The organism is Lactobacillus sp. Sy-1 (assembly GCF_019303535.1).
Lineage (GTDB): Bacteria > Bacillota > Bacilli > Lactobacillales > Lactobacillaceae > Nicoliella.
This window is the reverse complement of the sequence record NZ_JACCIU010000001.1, coordinates 693,510-715,114: the sequence shown is the minus strand read 5'-3', so window position 1 is coordinate 715,114 and position 21,605 is coordinate 693,510. Positions and strand designations below refer to the sequence as shown.

18 protein-coding genes are annotated in these 21,605 nt (G+C 41.7%); 6 read left to right on the top strand and 12 right to left on the bottom strand.

From position 1 onward, the window contains the following. Window positions 1-32: 32 nt before the first annotated feature. The 6 genes from HZL42_RS02690 to HZL42_RS02665 all read right to left on the bottom strand — a co-directional run bounded on the left by HZL42_RS02690 (window position 33) and on the right by HZL42_RS02665 (window position 7,142). Complete coding sequence (locus tag HZL42_RS02690; RefSeq protein ID WP_219054166.1) at window positions 33-995, bottom strand: ABC transporter ATP-binding protein; 963 nt, start codon at window positions 993-995, stop codon at window positions 33-35. Between the two features lie 4 nt (window positions 996-999). Continuing rightward, window positions 1,000-2,076, bottom strand: coding sequence for an ABC transporter ATP-binding protein (locus tag HZL42_RS02685; RefSeq protein WP_219054165.1), 1,077 nt, complete (start codon window positions 2,074-2,076; stop codon window positions 1,000-1,002). A gap of 13 nt (window positions 2,077-2,089) precedes the next feature. Then, window positions 2,090-3,121, bottom strand: a complete 1,032-nt coding sequence (locus tag HZL42_RS02680; protein ID WP_219054164.1) for an ABC transporter permease — start codon at window positions 3,119-3,121, stop codon at window positions 2,090-2,092. A gap of 3 nt (window positions 3,122-3,124) precedes the next feature. Beyond that, on the bottom strand, window positions 3,125-4,054 hold the full coding sequence (gene opp3b, locus HZL42_RS02675) for an oligopeptide ABC transporter permease (RefSeq protein ID WP_219054163.1): 930 nt from the start codon (window positions 4,052-4,054) through the stop codon (window positions 3,125-3,127). Between the two features lie 102 nt (window positions 4,055-4,156). Then, a complete protein-coding gene (locus HZL42_RS02670) occupies window positions 4,157-5,797 on the bottom strand; it encodes a peptide ABC transporter substrate-binding protein (protein WP_219054162.1) in 1,641 nt (546 codons plus the stop codon). A gap of 268 nt (window positions 5,798-6,065) precedes the next feature. Next, window positions 6,066-7,142: a Xaa-Pro peptidase family protein gene (locus HZL42_RS02665; RefSeq protein WP_219054161.1), complete on the bottom strand. Its 1,077-nt coding sequence runs from the start codon at window positions 7,140-7,142 to the stop codon at window positions 6,066-6,068. Window positions 7,143-7,294: 152 nt separating this feature from the next. On the opposite strand from HZL42_RS02665, the gene hflX reads away from it, so the two are divergent. Beyond that, complete coding sequence (gene hflX, locus HZL42_RS02660) at window positions 7,295-8,566, top strand: GTPase HflX (RefSeq protein WP_219054160.1); 1,272 nt, start codon at window positions 7,295-7,297, stop codon at window positions 8,564-8,566. Between the two features lie 51 nt (window positions 8,567-8,617). Here the strand turns inward: hflX and HZL42_RS02655 are convergent, their stop codons facing one another. The 4 genes from HZL42_RS02655 to HZL42_RS02640 form a co-directional block, all read right to left on the bottom strand. Further along, window positions 8,618-9,442 (bottom strand): DUF6681 family protein, encoded by an 825-nt coding sequence (locus HZL42_RS02655; RefSeq protein WP_219054159.1) that lies wholly within the window; start codon window positions 9,440-9,442, stop codon window positions 8,618-8,620. A 13-nt stretch (window positions 9,443-9,455) separates the two neighbouring features. Then, the gene (locus HZL42_RS02650) at window positions 9,456-9,932 is read right to left on the bottom strand and encodes a hypothetical protein (RefSeq protein WP_219054158.1); all 477 of its coding nucleotides are present in this window, start codon (window positions 9,930-9,932) and stop codon (window positions 9,456-9,458) included. 88 nt (window positions 9,933-10,020) lie between these two features. Further along, window positions 10,021-10,602, bottom strand: a complete 582-nt coding sequence (locus tag HZL42_RS02645; RefSeq protein WP_219054157.1) for a guanylate kinase — start codon at window positions 10,600-10,602, stop codon at window positions 10,021-10,023. 9 nt (window positions 10,603-10,611) lie between these two features. Beyond that, a complete protein-coding gene (locus tag HZL42_RS02640) occupies window positions 10,612-11,025 on the bottom strand; it encodes a bis(5'-nucleosyl)-tetraphosphatase (RefSeq protein WP_219054156.1) in 414 nt (137 codons plus the stop codon). A gap of 96 nt (window positions 11,026-11,121) precedes the next feature. On the opposite strand from HZL42_RS02640, the gene HZL42_RS02635 reads away from it, so the two are divergent. Then, a complete protein-coding gene (locus HZL42_RS02635; RefSeq protein ID WP_219054155.1) occupies window positions 11,122-13,566 on the top strand; it encodes a Xaa-Pro dipeptidyl-peptidase in 2,445 nt (814 codons plus the stop codon). A 45-nt stretch (window positions 13,567-13,611) separates the two neighbouring features. Then, window positions 13,612-14,523 carry a proline iminopeptidase-family hydrolase gene (locus HZL42_RS02630; RefSeq protein ID WP_219054154.1) on the top strand — a complete coding sequence of 304 codons (912 nt, stop codon included), beginning with the start codon at window positions 13,612-13,614 and terminating at the stop codon, window positions 14,521-14,523. Window positions 14,524-14,548: 25 nt separating this feature from the next. Here the strand turns inward: HZL42_RS02630 and HZL42_RS02625 are convergent, their stop codons facing one another. Next, window positions 14,549-16,918, bottom strand: coding sequence for a hypothetical protein (locus HZL42_RS02625; RefSeq protein ID WP_219054153.1), 2,370 nt, complete (start codon window positions 16,916-16,918; stop codon window positions 14,549-14,551). A gap of 68 nt (window positions 16,919-16,986) precedes the next feature. Continuing rightward, complete coding sequence (abc-f, locus tag HZL42_RS02620) at window positions 16,987-18,540, bottom strand: ribosomal protection-like ABC-F family protein (RefSeq protein ID WP_219054152.1); 1,554 nt, start codon at window positions 18,538-18,540, stop codon at window positions 16,987-16,989. Window positions 18,541-18,681: 141 nt separating this feature from the next. Between abc-f and HZL42_RS02615 the strand changes: the two genes are divergently transcribed. From HZL42_RS02615 to HZL42_RS02605, 3 genes are all read left to right on the top strand, one after another. Further along, window positions 18,682-19,062, top strand: coding sequence for a VOC family protein (locus HZL42_RS02615; protein WP_219054151.1), 381 nt, complete (start codon window positions 18,682-18,684; stop codon window positions 19,060-19,062). A gap of 10 nt (window positions 19,063-19,072) precedes the next feature. After that, window positions 19,073-19,747, top strand: a complete 675-nt coding sequence (locus tag HZL42_RS02610) for a CPBP family intramembrane glutamic endopeptidase (protein ID WP_219054150.1) — start codon at window positions 19,073-19,075, stop codon at window positions 19,745-19,747. A gap of 132 nt (window positions 19,748-19,879) precedes the next feature. Then, window positions 19,880-21,496, top strand: a complete 1,617-nt coding sequence (locus tag HZL42_RS02605) for an APC family permease (protein WP_219054149.1) — start codon at window positions 19,880-19,882, stop codon at window positions 21,494-21,496. Window positions 21,497-21,605 lie beyond the last annotated feature (109 nt).

Below are 21,605 nucleotides of genomic sequence, written 5' to 3'. Positions count from 1 at the left end.
TCATCAGGAAATATCCTAATGGTGCTTATTTTTTAAACTTCTTTAAAAAGTGGTGTTTCGCTTAGGCGTTTCTTATACTCTGGCACTTCATCTTCGCTTGCACGAACAAAGTGTCCCGGAGCGACTTCGACCATTGAACGTTCCTTACCATCATTTTCTTCAGCAGCATCATAATCGATGACTTTCCGATTCCGTTCATATTCTGGATCAGGGAATGGAACTGATGATAATAAACTTCTAGTATAATTATGAAGTGGATGGGCATATAATTCATCCGCATCGGCGATTTCTAACATCTTTCCATAGTGCATAACCCCGATTCGATCACTGATGTATTTCACCATTGATAAATCATGGGCAATGAATAGGAATGTTAAATCCCGTTCATTCTGTAACTTCTTTAGTAGGTTCACAACTTGGGCTTGGATGGAAACATCCAATGCGGAGATTGGTTCATCAGCAATGATAAACTTGGGTTTCACGGCTAACGCCCTAGCAATCCCAATCCGTTGCCGTTGCCCACCTGAAAATTCATGCGGATAACGGGTCGCATGTTCCTTACTTAATCCAACGGTTTCCAGGAGTTCATCAACCTGTTGGTTACGATCATTTTCATCCTTTGCAAGATGGTTAATGTCGATTCCTTCAGCAATGATATCCCGAACCTTCATCCGTGGGTTCAAGGAAGCGTATGGATCTTGGAAAATCATTTGAATATCCCGTCTAAACTTCTGGAGTTGTTGCTTCCCCTTTAACTTGGAAACATCTTCATCTTCAAAGGTAATCTTTCCGGCAGTTGGTTCGTATAAACGAATAATCGCCCGACCGGTCGTGGTCTTTCCAGAACCAGATTCACCAACTAACCCAAAGGTTTCCCCCTTAAAGATGTGGAAGCTAATGTCATCGACGGCTTTAACCGCATCCTTACGGGTAATATTAAAATACTGTTTTAAATGTTCAACATTTAAAATTACTGGTGCATTCTTTTTTTCCATCTTCCTATTCACCCCCATTCTGGACTTGTTCTAAGGACACGCCCTTTAATTTAGCATACGTCTTTTGCCGTTCAACGATTTGTGCTGGTGGCGTTACCTTAGGAGCCCGCTTATCTAGCAACCAGGTCGCAGCATAGTGCGTATTTGATACCTTAAAGAAAGGTGGTTGTTCTAACGTATCAATTTTCAATACGTATGGGTTCCGGGGTGCAAACGCATCCCCCTTTGGTGGATCCAACAAATCAGGTGGCGTTCCTGGAATTGATGGTAACGAATTCCCCTTAGTACTAATGGTAGGCATTGAATTCAAAAGTCCCCAAGTATATGGGTGTTTTGGATTGTAGAAAATTTCATCAACCGTTCCATATTCAACAATCTTACCAGCGTACATAACAGCAACCCGATCGGCCATTCCGGCAACCACCCCTAAATCATGGGTAATAAAGATAATTGAAGTATCAATTTTTGTCTTTAACTCATTCATGAGGTCCAAAATCTTAGCTTGAATCGTAACATCCAAGGCCGTGGTTGGTTCATCAGCAATGATAATTTCAGGATTATTAACCAACGCAATCGCAATCACGATCCGTTGCCGCATCCCACCTGAGAATTGGTGTGGAAAATCGTTAATTCTAGCTTCAGCATTGGTAATTCCAACTAACTTCAGCATTTTTAACGCCTTATCCATGGCGGTCTTTTTGTCTAACCCCTGGTGAATCATTAGTGGTTCAGCAACTTGACGCCCAATTTTCATCGTGGGATCAAGGGAAGTCATTGGATCTTGGAAGATCTCGGCAATGTCGTTTCCCCGTAATCCACTAAGTTCCTTGTCACTCATTTTAAGGAGTTCCTTATCCTTATACTTAATACTTCCGCCAGCAATCTTAGCATTATTGGCCATTAATCCCATGATCGTCCGGGTGGTAACCGTTTTACCAGAACCAGATTCCCCAACGATGGCAAGGGTTTCACCCTTTTTCAAATCGAAGCTAACGTCACGAATTGCCTTGACCTCTCCAGCGTAAGTATCAAAATTTACTTTTAAATCACGAACTTCTAGAATATCATTTTGGTTTTCCATCGTAAATTAGCACCTACTTTCTAGATTTTGGATCGAAGGCATCACGCATTCCATCACCCAAGATATTGAAGGCGAGCATTAAAATGATCAAGACAATCGCAGGTCCCCACATTTGATATGGTAAGAACTGGAAGTTTTGTTGACCATTATTAATCAACGTCCCCAATGAAGCCTTTGGTGCGGAAATCCCAATCCCAATGTAGGAAAGGAATGCTTCGAAGAAGATTGCGTTTGGAATCGTAAACATGGTGTTGATGATGATCACACTGGATAAGTTCGGTAAGAGGTGCTTAACCGCAATCTTAAACTGACTTTCACCCAGGGTTCTAGCAGCCAACACGAATTCTTGATCCTTTAGTTCCAACGTCTGAGCCCGAATTAGCCGCGCCATATTGATCCAACTGGTAAAGGCAATTGCGATAATGATGGCAGGCATTCCTGGCTTCAAAATCAAAATTAACAACACCATAACAATCAAGTTTGGAATTGAAAGCATGATTTCAATGATCCGTTGCATAACGTTATCAACGGCACCACCCTTAAGCCCTGAGAACATCCCGTATGCAATCCCGATTGTTAAATCAAAGAACGTTGCAACTAAGGCAATGGTTAGTGAAATCCGGGTCCCATATAAAATCCGGGAAAGTAAATCCCGACCAAGGTAGTCGGTTCCTAACCAGTAGTTAACCCCGTTTGCAATGTGAGCTTGAGCATAAGCATCAACCCGTGTCCCGCTTTGGACTAACGTTCCATTCAACCCTGGAATAAATTCAAGGAATGGAATCCGTGGTGGTAAGTTAGCGTGACTAGGATTGGTAGCATTTGGATTGGCTGGTGACCAAATCATGGAACCAAATGCCAATACGAATAAAATAACTAAAATCCAAAGTGAAATCATTGCAGCTTTGTTTTGCTTTAATCGCCGCCAAGAATCTTGCAGGAAGGTCAATGATGGCGCAGCAATTTTTTCACTATCAAGATGCGCACCGTCAGGAAGACGGTCAAATGCATCAGCTGGTAATTGTTGAGTTTCTTTATCTGCCATCGACTAATCCTTCTTTCCTGTAATTCTAATTCTTGGGTCGATAATTCCATAAACGATGTCGGTAAGTAACAATACCACACAAAGCATGAAACTATACATAATCGTCAACCCCATGATAGTTGGGTAATCATTCGTCAAGATTGACTTAACGAATTGTTCACCAATTCCTGGAATTGAGAAGATGTTTTCAACAACCATTGAACCAGTCATAATATTAACGGCCAATGGACCCACAATTGTAATGATTGGGATCAAACTGTTTCTTAAAGCATGGTGATAAATAATTCCAGTTTGGTGTAGCCCCTTTGCTTTCGCCAATTCAATGTAGTCAGAATTTAAAACATCGATCATTTCAGTCCGCATGAATCGGGCCGTTTCGGCAAATGGCAGTGCTGCTAGTGCTAACGTTGGTAAAACGGTGTAATTGATACCACCCCATTCAGCGATTGGGAACCACCGAAGTTGGAGTCCAAACCAGTTTTGTAATAGTACGGCTAAAACGAATGATGGTACAGATACCCCTAAGATCGAAATAATCGTGGTGGTAGTATCAACCCAAGTATTTCGCTTAATGGCACCAATTGCACCAACCACAATTCCGGCCAAGACCCCGATGATCATTGCTTGAATCCCTAATTGAAGGGAAGCGCCAATCCGGCTAAAAATTAAATATGAAACTGGTTGGTCACTGAATTGGAAGGATGTTCCAAAATTACCAGTAACCGCACCACCTAGGTAATTCAAGTATTGCTGCCAAACAGGTTTATCTAACCCGTATTGTTGGTAAATAGTGTGAATTTCAGAAGGTGATAATTTTTCTTGATTCGTTAGCGGTGTTCCAGGCATTAACTTCATCATAAAGAACGTAATCGTAGTCACGATGAACAGTGTTAACACCAAGTAGAACACGCGCTTACTCAGATACTTTACCATTAGATCTCCTCACAATCTGGCCCAATAATTGAGCTTTAAAATAGTAAAAGTAATACCAATCGAATGATGGATATTACTTTTTACTAATGTTAATAATTAATGTTATTTAAGATATAAGTCACGGAAGTTATAACTAGCACCTGTATTAGAGTATTGAAGCCCCTTAACCTTATCCTTCCGAACTTGTGGTGTAACTGATTGGTAAAGTGGTACAACTCCTGCGTCATCCATTAATACCTTTTCAGCACTAACCATATCGTTCCAACGCTTGTTTACGTTATTAGCATCTTTACCTTCAGCAGCAGTCATCAATTCATCGTACTTAGCATTTGACCAGTGACCATTGTTGTAAGCGTTGTTTGATTCCATTAATTGCATAAACGTAACTGGGTCAGGATAATCACCAATCCATGCACTAACAACTAAGTCAAACTTACCACTTTGTGAGTTAGCCAAGCGGGTCTTAAATGGAAGGTTTTGGTTAGTAATCTTCAAACCAGGTAACTTAGTAAGGTTACTTTGAATAGCTTCAGTGGACTTGGTTCCATTTGGAGTGTCATCAGCAAGAAGGGTCCAGCTTACACTCTTCTTACCAACTTCCTTAAGTCCCTTTGCCCAGTATTTCTTAGCTTCTGCAAGGTTGTATGAAACATCATTTGTAGTTTCATTGCTATCTTCAGCAGCATCAGCAAAATCTTTACCATCATGTGAAGCTAACTTAGTAGGAACAAAGCCCTTAGCAGGAATTGATCCATCACCTAGGACATCATTAGTAAGTGATTTACGATCAATTGCTAATGAAATTGCTTTTCTGATGTTAACATTTTTAAGAACTGGATCTTTCTTTTGATTCATTTCAAGATAGAAAGTTGAAGCTTGAGGTAATTTGTGCAATTCAGGAGAGTTCTTGAAGTTATTAACTTGTTGCTTACCAGTAAGGGTAGCAACGTCAAGCTTGCCAGCTTGATATTGATTCAATGTTGTCCCAGCATCCTTAGAAACAATAAAGTTAATCTTGTCAACCTTAGTCTTACTATTGTTGTAGTATTCCTTGTTTCGAGTTAAGGTCCACTTATCGTTAGTTCCAGTCCAACCAGTAACCTTATATGGTCCGTTATAAACTTGGTCAGCACTCTTAGTCCCGTAGGCAGAACCGTACTTCTTAACTGCCTTTTCTGATTGTGGGAATAATGGGTTCATAGCAACAATGTACTTAAAGTAACTTTGTGGCTTGGAAAGGGTAACTACTAACTTGTAATTACCTTCAGCTTTAACCCCTAGTGATGAAACTGGCATTTTATTTTTAGAAATTGCTTCATAATTCTTAACATGATCTAACAAATAAGAATACTGTGAAGCTGTCTTAGGATTAGCAGTTCTTTGAATCCCATAAACAAAGTCCTTAGCGGTTACTTCAGAACCGTCACTCCACTTGGATTTCCGAAGGTTGAAAGTATAAGTCTTCCCATCCTTAGAAACGGAATAGCTCTTGGCAACCCCTGGTTCCAACTTGTTATCACTACCAACCATTAGTAATCCTTCATTACTGTTGTTAAGCGTTTCAGCACTAACATGATCAGTTGCTTTAGATGGATCTAACGTAGGTAAATTGGCAGATTCCTGCCAATTTAACGTCTTAGTACTTCCGGATTCAGAACTGCTGTTACTGCTTCCACAGGCAGCTAATCCGAGGGCGGTAACTAATGTAACACTACCGACCTTAGCCAATGTCTTTAACTTCATAAATGAAACTCCCCCTTACACCACCGTATGTAATTAAAAATAGATGGTGTTTATTGAAAACTTTAAGTGTTTATAATCATAAATTAATTTTAGGCAAAAATCAATACTTTTTCACATTTAATTTTAATCTAAGTGACATGAACCACTCAAATCGGTTGTACAAAACCATTTAAAAGGTTGATTTAACAACAGTTGCTAGCTAAATTGGGCTTTAATAAAAAATTGAAAAATTAAAATCCCTCATCACATCATAATTAATTAAGGATTCTTAAACTGATTTAATCACAATTAAATCTCGATTGCTATGGGTCAATAATTCAAAACTACTTCCCTTAACCAACACGTCATCTTCGATTCGAATGCCACCCTTTCCTGGTAAATAAATTCCAGGTTCTGCGGTCATAACGTAGCCGTCGAAGACCTTTTGTTTCCTGGTTGGTCCCATTAATGGTCCTTCGTGAATATCTAATCCAATTCCATGACCACTGCCATGACCAAATAATTCTCCATAGCCCTGTTCTGTAATATAGTCACGAGCGGCAGCATCAATTTCATCAGCTTCAGCCCCACTGTGCATTGCTTGAATCATCCTGGACTGAGCCTCTTGAACCACTGCATAGGCCTTTCTTAATTCGTTTCCTGGTTCCCCCACTGCAAACGTTCTTGTCATGTCGAATGTGTAGTCATGGTAGTAGAAACCAAAATCAACCGTTACCAATTCCCCATCTTGAATTACCTTATCGGAAGCTACCCCGTGCGGTAGCGCTGAACGATAGCCACTAACGACAATGGTATCAAAACTAGGCTTACTTGCTCCGTGTTCGGTAAGCCAATCATATAAGAAGCGTTCCACATCCCGTTCCGTGAGCCCAGCATGGACATAGTGCAGCATGGCTGAATAGGCTTCATCAGCTAGTTGACAGCTCTTCTTAACTGCTGCAACTTCATCTGCGTCCTTAACAAAGCGGAGCTTCTCAATTAAATTATCAACAGCAACTAAGCGATTGCCGAACAGTTCTTTTAGGGTCTCGTATGTAGCAAAACTTAACGAACTTTCAAAGCCTACCTTACCAGATTGATCCGCTAGTTCAGCAGCGGCAGTATCGTAGTAACTTCTTGTAATTTCTAATTCCACACTAGAATCAGCTAACTTTTCCGCCATTTCCGTTTCGTAGCGGCTATCGGTAATCAAAACCGCCTTATCTGGCGTAATCACAAGGCATCCGTCCCCTGGCAAACTATGGAACCCAGCTAGGTAAATCAAGTTAAAAACATTGGTAACAATTAAACTATCCACTCCCGCAGCCTTCATCGCGGCCCGGGTAGCGTTAATGCGGTCACTCATATTCAAACGCCCCATTTCAATTATTTTGTAACCCAATCTTAAAGTAATTTTACTTTAAAAGCAATTCTGACTAATTAGGGCTAAATAGTTGGGAATTTCAGCGTTCCTAGCTTAGAATAGAGTTAATAATATTAATTTTTAGGAGTCTTTGAATGAACGAAGAAAAAACGTTAACCCCAGTAATTACAATTGGCCTGAACATCAAGGATCAGCACTTTGATTACTCAATGGCCGAATTAAATAACCTCGCCGTTGCAAACAACATGCAGGTCGTCGAAAGTTTAGTGCAAAAAACAGACCATAAGGATGCTGCTACTTACTTTGGTAAGGGCAAAGTTGCTGAACTAGCGGCGGCATTAGCCGATGACGGTGTCGAAACCGTCGTGGTAAACGATGAACTTAGCCCTAGTCAAATCAGAAACTTAGAAAAACAAACTAGTTCTAAGATCATTGACCGAACTGGTTTGATTCTAGAAATTTTTGCCAACCGAGCCCGCACCCACGAAGCAAAGCTTCAGGTCCAATTAGCCAAACTCCAATACCAGCTTCCCCGTCTGCACACCAGTGCTAGTCAACGGCTGGATCAACAAACCGGAGCCGGTGGCGGTGGCTTTACCAGTCGGGGGGCTGGTGAATCACAATACGAATTAAACCGGCGAACCATCCAGGACAAGATCTCGCACATCAAGCACGAATTAAAGCAAATTCAAAAATCCGACCAGACCCAACGAAAGCAACGTGAAACTAATCAAATTCCTACGATTGCCCTAGTTGGATACACTAACGCTGGTAAGTCTACCATTATGAACCAGCTTCTGACTCGCTTTGGTGACGAAAATAAGCAGGTAATGGTTAAAAACATGCTCTTCGCCACCTTGGATACCAACGTGCGGCGCTTGGTGTTCCCGGACAATAAAAAATTACTAGCTAGTGATACGGTTGGTTTCGTCAGTAAGTTACCCCACCAACTAGTTAGCGCCTTTCGTTCCACCCTAGCAGAAGCAGCTAACGCTGATCTGCTAGTTCAAGTCGTGGACTTTTCCGATGCGGACCGCCAATTAATGATGGATACCACCGAACAGACCCTAAAGGAAATCGGCGTTCCAGAGATTCCTATGATTACAATCATGAACAAGGCTGACCTTACCGATAGTCGCTATCCTTTTCGGGAAGGAAATAATTTAATCATGTCTGCTACGGATGATCAGTCCATCGATGCCCTGGTCGAATTAATTAAAGAGACCGTCTTCAAGAACTACGTTACCCAGGACCTATTGATTCCATTCAAAGATGGGCAAGTGGTTTCAGAGCTCAATGAACAAGCCACCGTGTTAAACACCGAATACCTAGATGATGGTACCAAATTAACCGTCGAGATGCCGGCTGATGATTTAAAGCGCTTTAATCAATACGTTTTAGAATAATTATTTAGTAACGCAAAAAAGCTTGCAATCCGTAATTGGACTGCAAGCTTTTTATTCGTTTTTAAATGCAATGCGCATTTGGATTCGGTATTCTTGTTGTTGGTCAACGGTTCCAGCTCGTCCGTTAATTTTAAAGTTCCCACCAACCATAATTGCTGAAGCTGCGAATAGTTCGACCCGGTTAGGATTAATGTTATTAACCGACTGTAATCCCACTCGTTGTACGACGCCCACCCGCAATAAGTGGGCCTGATTAATTCCGGCATAGGCCACGTATTGGCCAGCCTCCAACTTTAAACTAAAGTGAGGGATTAATGCTCCCGCACAAATCGCGTATGCTGGTTTACGGCTTTGGCTAAGGTAATTCAGAAGTTCTTTCTCACTCAATCCAGCATAGTTATCGGTCATCAAGGCATTTGTCAGCATATCATGGGCAATTATGTCAATATTTTTAAGCTCACCTTGATTACTAACCACCTTAGCAGGTAACACGTGCTTCGGATCGTAAAAACCATCCATTGGAATCTTCCGCGGATTTTGCAGGTCGTCAATGACCGGTTTAATTGAAGCCGTCGTTTGCGGTTCACGTGGCTTGATTCGCAGTAGTTTTTCAACCTTCGGCGAAATATCAAAAGGTGCCCGATGCCCCGTAAAATAGTAAACAACGTTCAAAAATAGAAAGTACAATAAGAATAACGACACCGCTAAAAAGAGCGCTCCTTGTAAAACCACTCCGTTAATTATAAAACGCGTCCCAGCGTAAAATAGATAGGCTGTGGCGACCCCACCAACTAAAGTATAGATGCGATTTTTTAATTTGGGGCTAAAATTAATGTAACCCAGATATTGATTAACTGCGTCTAAGAATGTAAACATTAATTACCCCTCCTTAATTAGTATTGGTTTCATCGCTACTGCTTGATGACTGGGTATTATCAGTTTCATTACTACTACTGGAAGCTGTTTTTTGACTATCAGCACTGGAGCTATCACTATTTTCATTGCTACTAGCGGTCTTATCAGAGCTTTCGTTCTTACTTCCAGAAGTTGTATTATCAGTACTAGATTGGCTATTACGACTTGAGTCTTTACTACTGGAGCTTTCATCACTACTACTACTGGAATCCTTACTACTATCGCTATTGCTAGCAGAACTACTGGATGAATCTCGTTTCTTTGATTCATCCTTACTGTTGCTATTGCTACTAGTACTATTTTTATTAAAGCCACTGACTGCAGAACTACGCACCGGAGCTCCCTCAGTAGTATTGGTAACCTTATTATTTACGATATTGACCGCACTCATCGCCAGCGCAATCGATAAAATTGCAAAGGGCGTAATTAGTGGCGGAGTTCGTTTATCCATTTTAAATCATCCCGATCATGTTTCATGTTAGTAAGTAACATCCTACCAAATATTTATAAAGGATTTGTTAAGTAAGCATTAAAGATTGCTAACTTTTCAATTGAACTCGTAATTGGTCCATAAACGTATCTACCTGTTGCTTAGCTACCGTTAAATCATCATTCTTGATTACCACCGCATGATTCTTAAGTTCAGCGGGCAATTGTTGATCCCGTTGATTTTCAGCACTTTGCATTCGCTTAGCAATCTTTTCAGGATCGTCACCGCGTTCTTCCATTCGTTTTCGTAAACACGCCGCACTATTTTTACCGTTATCTACGGTTAAGTATATGGTAATCACTTGTGATCCTAACTGTCGTTGGTATTCAATCGCACCCTTGGTATCTAATACAATGCAAGCCAATGATGCCGTTTTCCATGCGGCTTCTAAACCCTCAAGTGAGGAGCCATACTGCGCCCCTGCATAATCAACGGATTCCAAAAAATGCCGCTTGGCAAAACTATCATCAGTTTCAAAGTAGTAGTCGACCCCATTTTGTTCCCCGGTCCGTGGAGCCCGCGTGGTATGCGTAACTACCTTTGGTAAGTGGAACTTATTACAAATGTATTTACAAAGGGTTGTCTTACCACTCCCGGCTGCCCCGGTAATTACTAACACCATCTTTTTCATTTGCGCCACCTACGATTTAGTTAAATATTTTTCTGCTGCGTCAAGTAATTCCCTTAAATTATCATATGTTAATCGATCCCGGGCGGCTTGATAAGCAAACCAGCCGTAGTTACTAATTTCAACTTCCTGTCTGGTGATTGCTGAATCATCTGGCACCTCGGCGACGAAGAATTTAACCGTCTTATGGTTTCCGTTATTCATATCGTAATCCAAGTTATGGTTAAATCCCGTATCCAACTGGATGGTTAAGTTGGTTTCTTCCTTTGCCTCGCGGACCGCAGCTTCCTCGTAGCTCTCAGTCCCTTCGATGTGACCTTTGGGAAAGCCCCAAAAGTCACTAGTGGCACTCTTTAATAGTAGGTATTCTGGTTGACCATTCACGACTCGGTATATAATGGCCCCACCATCTAATTCAGTTTTCATAAATTATCCACCCTTTCTGTTGTCATTTTATCATTTTTATTTCATAATTCTTGTTAATATCTATTTTAATTATAACAAATCATAGGAGGTTTTTAGATGAAAAACCATCAATTTGCTTTCGTCCCAACCAAACTCACCGATATCAAATCAGAATTACATACAATTCGGTTCTTAGATCAAGAAAACCAATCCCTGGCTGCTAATGAATTACTCCACGATCTCGTTAATCGTGCACTGGTTAACTACCGCACTGCCCAGAGTAAAGAAATCGCATTGACTGATTTCATGGTTGACGCTGATACCGATGCCCACGAGTTCTTCGCAAGTCAGGCGCCTGTGAGCAAGCAGCAGTTTTACAACCTCGCCTTCCAACTCCTTCAATTTCAAACTAATGAGGATTTTTCACTGGCTGATCCACTAACTAAGTGGGCTGAATTTAACCTGCCAATCTTACTGGACGCTCCCGATGAATTTGACTCTACCACGGTATTAAAAGCATGGTACCTTCTTTTAAATACCCATACTAAGTTTGGCCAGACGTTATTAGACGCCCTGGCTGCGGATGGCTACTTTGCTCAATTTAATGACTTAGCAACGCCCCTCATTTTTAATGGTAAGACCCAACCCGTATTCGACACCACCGCTTTAATTCGTGAAGTTGTCTACGTTGAATCCGATCTGGATACTGACCATGATGGAAAACGCGACCTGCTAATGGCTCACGTTATCCGCCCGGCTGAAACCGAATCTGGTCTGAAGGTCCCCACCCTATTTACCGCTAGTCCATACGACCAGGGGACAAATGACATCGCAGGTGAAAAGCTGACCCATAACGTTGACCAGCCAATCGCCCATAAGGACCCGAACCAACTAGAGTACTCGGATATTGAAGCGGTTGCCGATCAACAAGCCCTGCCCGCCAAGCGAATTGGCAACGGTAAAACCGCCCGCCATGCTGAAGAACACTTCCAAAACGGGTGGGGATACACCCTCAATAACTACTTTTTAGCCCGTGGCTTTGCGGTCGTGTACGCTGCTGGAATTGGCACTAAGGACTCAGATGGACTCCGCACCACTGGTGACCGGGCGGAGACGCTCTCCACTACCGCCATTATCGAATGGCTCGATGGCAAGCGAAACGCCTTCACGAACCGCAATGGTGAAATCAAAATAAAGGCCTGGTGGTCCAACCATAACATCGGAATGACCGGGCGGTCGTACCTTGGAACCCTTCAAACTGCAGCCGCCACCACTGGTGTCGCAGGTCTTAAGACCTGCATCTCAGAAGCAGCCATTTCTAGTTGGTACGACTACTACCGGGAAAATGGTTTAGTCGTTGCACCCGGTGGTTTTCAAGGTGAGGATGCAGACGTTTTAGCAGAGGAAACCTTTAGTCGTGAACAACGGGCTGGTGATTACCATCGCATCAAGGCAAAGTGGGAACAGCAATTGGCCGACATTACCCGCGACCAAGACCGGCTCACCGGCAACTATAACCAATTTTGGGATGCCAGAAACTACCTTAAGGACGTTGGCAATATTAAAGCCGACATGGTACTAGTCCATGGACTGAACGATTGGAACGTCAAACCCCGTAACGTTGAAAATCTATACCAGGCCCTCAAGGACGTCCCAGTGGAGACAAAGCTATTTCTCCACCAGGGCCAACACATCTACATCAATAACTTTCGCTCGCTTGATTTCACTGATATGATGAACCTCTGGTTGACCAATAAACTCCTTGCGGTTGATAACCACGCGAACGATTTGATTCCACCAGTAACGATTCAAGATAATGTCACTCCAGAAACCTGGCACTCTCTTGATAATTGGGCGACCGATCAGACCATCAAGACGCTCAACTTAAACGACCAAAGCGAAATCGAACATCCCTACGACCACGTTACCCCAGCGTTTTTTGATCAGTTAACAAAGGAACAACTGACTGAATACACCAAGCATGAATCAAGCGGACAGTACGACGAATGGCTGAACGACTTGGTAAACAACCCTGATTCGCCAATCGATCAGACCCGCCTGATCTTTAAAACCAAGCCCCTTGCCCATGACATCACCATTGATGGTAAGGTTGGGGTCCACCTAACACTCGCAAGTGACCACAACGTCGGGTTAGTCAGCGCCATGTTAATCGATTATGGTGAAGCCACCCGATTGAACGTCAGTCCTTCAACCATCGGCCTTAATGCGATCAACGCTGGTTTCCAGTGGACCCAGGATAGCTTAAGGGAATTTACTAAGCAGGCCCACCCTAGTCCGTTCAAGATGATTTCCATTGGCCACCTCAACATGCAAAATCGGCAAAATAGCTACCGGGTCAACGAATTAACGCCCAATCAATACTACGACCTATCATTTGAGCTACAGCCAACCTTCTACCACCTTCCCGCAGGCCGACAACTGGGGCTGGTGATCTATGCAACCGACCTTTCAATGACGGTTCGGGGCACGATGGGGGTTACCTACCACTTAAACACCAACCAATCATCGTTGACGGTTCCCCTGTTCAACAAAAAAGCCTAAAAAGTGGTAAGATAATAAACAAATAATTAGAAATGGGGTTTTGCAATGAAACCAGGAACCAAGATTATTACCTTAGATAACGGATATCACCTTTGGACCCATACCTCAGGCACCGGGCCCATCCACCTACTCGCCCTTCACGGTGGCCCCGGTGGTAACCATGAATATTGGGAAGACACTGCCGAACAGTTGAAGAAGCAGGGATTGGACGTTCAAGTGCATATGTACGACCAACTCGGCTCGTGGTACTCCGACTCCCCTGACTTTGACGACCCTGAAGTTGCTAAGCAGGTCTTAACCTACGACTACTTCTTAAACGAGGTGGATGAAGTGCGCCAAAAATTAGGCATTGATAAGTTCTACTTAATCGGTCAATCGTGGGGCGGTCTGTTAGTCCAACTCTACGCCCAAAACTTTGGTCAACACCTTAAGGGTGCCATCATCTCATCGATGGTTGATGAAATTGATGATTACACCACCCACCTAAACCAAATTCGGGAACGTGAATTTTCAGCCGATGAATTAGCCTTCATGAAGGAATGTGAAGCTAATAACGACTACGATAATGACCGTTACCAAGCCGATGTTGATAAGTTGAACCGGGACTACATTGATAGAAAGCAGCCCCCTGCCATTGCCCATTTGACCAGTACCGCCAACACCACCATTTACAACGCCTTCCAAGGTGATAATGAATTTGTGATCACTGGTAAACTAGGTGAATGGCATAATACCGATAATCTAAAGGATATCCACGTTCCAACCCTAGTAACGTTCGGTGAACATGAATCAATGCCAATTGAAACTGGAAAACGAATGGCCAAGATGATTCCAAATGCTCAATTTGTCTCTACGCCAGAAGGTGGTCATCACCACATGATTGATAACGCACCGGTTTACTACAAACACCTTGCTGATTTTATTCGCTCAGTTGAAAATGACACCTTTAATAAATAAAAAAGTCGCCGATTGGCGACTTTTTTTATTTTTGGATATAACCAATTTGATTGTTAATTTTCACTTGATACCAGATTTGACCATTGCTATTAACGACTTTATTCACAGCGACTTTATTTGTTCGCTTAGTTGCTTGGTTATATTTATCACCATTCAAATCGGTATAAATCTTCGTGTTCTTCTTAATCGTGATGGTTTTCACGGTGCTAGCCACCTGGGTTGATAATTTATTCAACCAGGTATTAAAGCTATTTTCAGCCTTAATCAAAGCGTTCATGGTGCTAGCTGACTTCAGGGCACTAAGGGCTGCTTTAGACTGCTTTTGAATGGATTGCACGGCCTGCTTATAATCAGCTCGGCTCATTTGTTGCTTCCAGTCACCCTTAAATTCGCTTACCGAATCACTAACCCGCTTTTGCGACTGTTGCTTAGCGGTCGCCAAGGTCGTTTTAATGTTTTCAGCGGTAACGGTTTGCGTATTAAAATTAAAGGTTGAGTAGCTGACCGTGGCCCGATTAGCTAACGTCATGTTGTAACCACTATTTTGTTTGTAGCTAAACGTTAGTAACGTATACATCTTATGAACTTCTGGAAGGTATAGCTCAATCGAACTATTATCAACGTAGAGAATGGCCTGCTTAGTAGCTTTTCCAACATTGATAGTGGTGGTCTTGTTCATGGAGCTATTCATGTTCCACGAACGAGTAATCGTTAGTGTGTTCCCGGCGGTTTTAATGGTAACGTTGTTATTTGTTCCATCCTGCCTAGTTAACTTAACCGTTTGATCTCCATTGAAGTTCAACGCAACCTTATTATCAGTTCCAACCGCAAACGTACTCTTTGCTTTTAAGTTATAGTTACCAACTAATTTGGAAGTGGGTTCAATTGGATCTACCAAGAAATTCCCGTTTTTATAGGTAATGGTTCTAGCTAACGTGTAACTACCAAAGTGGTTTATATCATTGTAGTTAAAGAGGTTCGGTGAGTAGGTCCAGTTCCCTAGCCAAGCCATTGAAACTAACTTATTCGCACTGAGACTAGCGTAGTTTGCAGCGAAATTATCAAAACCATCATCCATCTTCGTAACCTTTGATTCAGGGGTTTTGGTAAACACCCCGTCGGTATTAAATGAACCGGTAATCACATAACTCCCACTTTGGTTCCCAGTATAGTCCTTACTTCCAGCAATGAAGAACATCATTGGCTGACCATTCAATGTTTTCACTACTGGCATTTCTGAAACATGGTACCCAGTTAAATCAATCGTATATTGGGGTTGATAAGTCCAGTTAACCCCATCAATACTGGTTAATACGTACATCCGGTCGTCCAAGCCCCCGGCAACATAGGCAACAAACCCCCCCGCCTTAGTCTGCATTACGTACGGATCCCGAAAGTCGGTCTTATCCTCTAAGCCACTAATCGTCTTGGGATTCATCACTGGTTTCATGCTGTATGGATGAAATTGACCGTCTTTATTACTATATGCTAGGTAGATGCTCTGACCATTGGTAAAGTTAGTAAAGTATGCTAACTTTGCATCTGAATCAATGGCGTTTCCAAATTGATCAACCTTCAACAAACCATTGTTATTAATAACGGTCCCTGATGCGGCAGCTCCCCACGGAATTCCAGTCTTATTAGTATCGGAGACCTGAAATGGGGAGTTATCAATACTATTAACGTAGTACTTATCCGGAATTGCCACGTTATTGATGCTAAATCTGTTTGAGGTATCAAAATCTTGGAAGGTTTTAAAATCAGTCGTTACCATGTGCTTCCATTCGTATTGCACTCCCTGATGCTTTGCAAGTGGTTGAGCTAAGTAGTAAATATCCCAATACTTGATCGAGCCATCATTAGCGTAATGGGGCATCATTGATTGAATATCATTTGAATAGCCGTCGGAAGTATTAAAATGAAAATTTTGATTAAAAGTGGGATCTACGATGTCTGGATACTTAGCAGCAAAACTTTCCATTGTACTGATGGTTTGACTATTCACATTAACACTAGCACTGGAGTAACTAGTATTCTTCCCAACGATGGGACTAACGACACTCGTTGTAGAAACGTCAGCAGATGCGGAACTCGCTACGCTAGCCCTACTCGTACTCTGGACAACTGAACTGCTTTTATTAGTGGCTATCGCTTCAGCCGACTTTGTTGATTTAGCAGTTTGTACTAAGGTAGTAGCGTCCTTGGTAGCGGTAGTAGCAGTTAAATCAGTTGTCACTGTGGCATTTGCAGCAGTCGGCTGATTATTAGTGGATGTGGTTTGCGTTGTTGCAGTTGCGGCACTGGTGACATCGGCATTGGCAATCCGACTAAATGCCCCCGTGGCTGCAAGGGTTGCTAATACCGTTGTCGTATATAAATATGGTTTTAGTTTCATTGTGATTATTATTAACTCCTTATAAAATAACAAGTGCCGCAATGGATAATCCATTTCGGCACGTTGAACTACTTTGGTTGCGCTCTCAAACTTAGTTTTTCAACATCAATCACCTTATCAATTAGGTGGTCGTAAAATGACGATTCGTGACTAACGATAATTGCATTTCCCGGGAACTTATTAATGGCACGTTTGAGCGAATCTTTGGTCTCATCATCCAAGTGATTCGTAGGTTCATCCATAATTAAGAAGTTACTAGGAACAAATTCCATCATCGCTAACTTGACCTTGGTTTGTTCCCCACCAGATAAATCGTTCATCGGCTTAGTGACATTATCAGGCCCAATTCCACACTTCGCGAGCTTGGTCCGAATTTCACGTTGGTCGAGCTTTGGAAAGCGGTCTTGAACAATTTGCATCGGGGTCATTTGCGGATTACTCCATACCAAATCCTGGCTAAAGTAATTGACCTTTGCAGATGGTGAAAATTCAGCTTCGCCACCCAAGGGCTTGATTTTCCCTAGAATACTCTTAATCAACGTCGACTTTCCAACCCCATTGAATCCTTGAAGACCAATCTTTTGATCGGTAGTAACGGTAAATGTAACCGGTTCTAGCAGGGGTTTGGTGTAGCCAACTGATAAGTGGTCAACCGATAATGCATTTTGCGAACCAGTATCCAAGTATGGAAAATCAAACTTCGCATGTTCATTAGCCGAAGGCGGATCCACAATATCCATATGGGAAAGTTGCTTTTCACGGGACTTCGCCATTTTAGACTTGCTCCCAGCCTTATTCTTTCGAATGAAGGCCTTTGCCTTTTCAATTTCAACCTGTTGTTTCTCATAGGCCTTTTCCTGAGCTTTCTCACGTTCATCCTTTTGTCGCATCGCCTGTTTAAAGCTGCCCCGGTACTTATGAATCTGCCCAAAGGCAACGTTTAAAATACAGTTAGTTACCCGTTCCAAGAAGTCGTAATCATGTGAGATTACAATGAAGGATCCGGAGAAATGATTTAAGTAGTCAACTAACCAGTCAATATGAGCAGTATCGAGGTAGTTAGTTGGTTCATCCAATAGGATTACCTCTGGACTTTCCAGAATTAACTTCGCAAGAATAATCTTAGAACGTTGTCCACCACTCATCTTAGCGACTGGTTGGTCCCTACCAACGTCGTCAAGACCCAGTCCAGTAATTACCTGCTCAATTTTAGTCTGGATATCATAAAAGCCGTGGGATTCCAGCTGTTCTTGAATTCGTCCTGCTTTTTCCAGTAGCTTATCATCCATCTTAGTAGCGTATTCCTCATATAATTCGGCCATCCGACTATCCATGTCGTAAAGGTCCTTATATGCAGTATGGAGGAACTGAATTAAAGTCATCCCGTCTGGAATGTCAGCGTATTGATCTAAATAACCAATGCTAACCCCCTTTTGCCACTTAATTGAGCCCGTCAATGGGAGTTCTACGCCGGTAATAATCTTAATCAGTGTACTCTTTCCCACTCCGTTTTGACCAACAATTCCCATGTGCTCTCCCTTATTGAGTTGGAAGTTAGCATCTTCATAGAGGGTTTTGTCAGCAAAACTCATGCTCAAATCCTGAACATCAAGTAATGCCAAAACTTTTCACTCCTTATTTATTTTCGCACAACACGTCTTATTATATTGTATACGTTTGAGCGACCTATTACCACCAATTTAAGATTTTTCACTATGTTATAATGTTTTTGTTAATCTAATTAAATATGAAGGGAAATTAAAATGAAAATCAAAGATATTGACCATCTAACAATTGTCGTTACTAACTTAGAACAAACCATGCGTTTTTACCACGAGGTGTTTGATCTCCCCATCATCAGTATGGATGCTGATCACCTTGCAATTCAAATTAGCCATCAAAAAGTAATCTTTGTAACCGAAACTATAGCTACCAAAGAGGGAATTCATGCCCCAACGCCAGGAGCTAGTAGTATCTCCCTAATTGTGAAGGACTCCCTCGACTACGTTATTAACCACCTAGCGAATTACGGTGTCGACGTCGTAGTCGGTCCGGTAGAAATTCACGGGAGTAATGGTCAAATGAATGCCGTTTCAGTATATGATCCGGACCATAATCTGATTCAACTATGTGAAACTAAGTAGGAGTATTAATATGAAAAAAGGATTTGAATACCTCAAAATCAAGCTTCGTGATATTCTAAAATGGGTTGGGTTCCTCGTTATTTATCAAATTTCGTTGGGACTGATTTTATTAATGCCTAGTGGACTATCAAAAATTGCCGCTACAGAATGGTTATTTGTCGGCATTGTGGTAACTGCTTTTGTGCTCAGTTTTACAATTTGGCGATACCGTAAGCAACTGCAGGCCCATAATCCATTTCACTTTGCGCGCCATAAGTTCAACGGTAAAGCAGCTGGCCAATTACTTTTATTAATCGGTGCCCTCGTGTTAATTCAAGGCCTCTGGCAAGTGCTATTAAACGCTAAGGTCATCTCCGAGCCGAATAACCAGAAGCTAGTGGAAGCTAGCATTAAGAAACTGTTTTTAGTGAACTACCTCTACGCTGGAATCATTGCCCCCATCTTTGAAGAGGTTATTTTTAGGGGAATTTTCTTTAACTACTTCTTTAAGCTCACCAATGGCCGCCTATCTAAAACGATTGGGGTGTTGGTCTGTGGAGGAATATTTGGTTACATGCACACTACCGAATTTGACTTAAACTGGATCTTTTACTCAGCAATTGGGTGGGTCCTAAGCATTACCTACCTGCACTTTAAAGATATCCGTTATAATATCGCAATTCATATGCTCAATAATTTAATTTAGCTTTTTTTAAGATTGTGAAATCAGTATTGGTTAACCCGATGAAAACGCTTAACATCCCGCCAATGCTGATTTTTTGCATTTGCAATTATTATTATATTTGATAAAATACTTAAAGACCGTGAAAGGAGAACTATGTCAAAAGAAAATAGTAAAAGAAAAATTGGTTTATTTCAGATTGTAATGTTAGGTTTAAGTTCCATTATTGGTTCAGGATGGTTGTTTGGTTCTTGGGAGGCTTCTCGAGTTGCCGGTCCAGCAGCCATTATTTCCTGGGTAATTGGGGCAATCGTGATTGGTTCAATCGCATTTAACTACGTTGAATTAGGTACGATGTTCCCAGAAAGTGGTGGAATGAGTAAGTATGCTCAATACTCACATGGATCCTTGCTAGGGTTCATTGCAGCATGGGCAAACTGGGTATCCCTTGTTACTTTAATTCCAATTGAAGCCGTTGCCGCGGTTCAATACATGAGTTCATGGCCTTGGTCATGGGCAAACTGGACCAGAGGGTTTTTAAGCAATGGAGAAATTACTAATGAAGGACTATTAATCGTCTTCTTATTCATCTTGGTATTTACCCTCTTGAATTATTGGTCTGTTAATTTATTAGCGAACTTTACTAGTTTTATTTCAATTTTTAAGCTAGGGGTTCCAATTATTACCATTATTATGTTATTAGTCTCTGGGTTTACCCCCCAAGACTTCAATAACCCTGCGTTAGGTGGCTTCATGCCATACGGAAGTGCTTCCATTTTTGCAGCTACGACTGCTTCTGGGATCATCTTCTCCTATAACGCCTTTCAAGTGGTTATCAATATGGGACGTGAAATTGAAAATCCTAAGAAGAACATTTCACGGGGAATCGTAATTTCACTCGGAATTAGTACTATTATTTATGTATTACTTCAATTTACATTTATTGGTTCAATTGAACCATCTAACCTTGCCCATGGTTGGCACGGTGTTAACTTCAATTCGCCTTTCGCAGATATTGCAATGGGGCTTAACCTATACTGGTTAACTGTGATGCTATATGCTGATGCATTCGTATCACCATTCGGAACTGGAGTTTCATTCGTTGCTCAAACCAGTCGGACATTAGCCGCAATGGTTACCAACGAACATATGCCTAAATTCTTAGGTAAGATTAATAAGCGTTGGGGGGTTCCACGAGTTGCGATGGTTGCCAATTTAATCATCTCTGTCTTGTTAGTGGCATCCTTTAGAAGTTGGGCTACCCTTGCTAGTGTTATTTCAACTTCTACGTTAATTGCTTACCTTACTGGGCCCGTTACCGTTTCAACCCTAAGAAGAATTGCGCCGAACTTTACTCGACCAATTCGGTTGAAACTATTAAACTTCATGGCACCATTTGCATTCGTAATGGCTAGTTTAGCTACTTACTGGGCAAAGTGGCCTACTACTGTTCAAGTTATCTTAGTAATTCTATTGGGACTTCCATTCTACTTCTACTTTGAATGGAAAAACCAATGGAAGGAAACTAGAAAGCAGTTTATCTCTGCACTCTGGATGATTGTCTACTTGGTATTCTTATCATTAGTATCATACCTAGGTAGTCACGACTTCAATGGGATTGGATTCCTTCCTTACCCACTAGACTTCATCGTGATTATTGTAGTTGCATTGGTCTTCTACTACTGGGGAATTTCCAGTTACAGTTTCCAAACTGATGATGATTTAGATAAAGCAAAAGAAGTAAATGATACGGTCGATGGTGATTTAAAATAATTTAACATCAACAAAAAAACGGTTAGCTGATTGCTAATCGTTTTTTTGTGCTTGACAAGTAATTAATGGATATATTAAAATAAAATTAATCTTAAACGTAGAAAGGAGA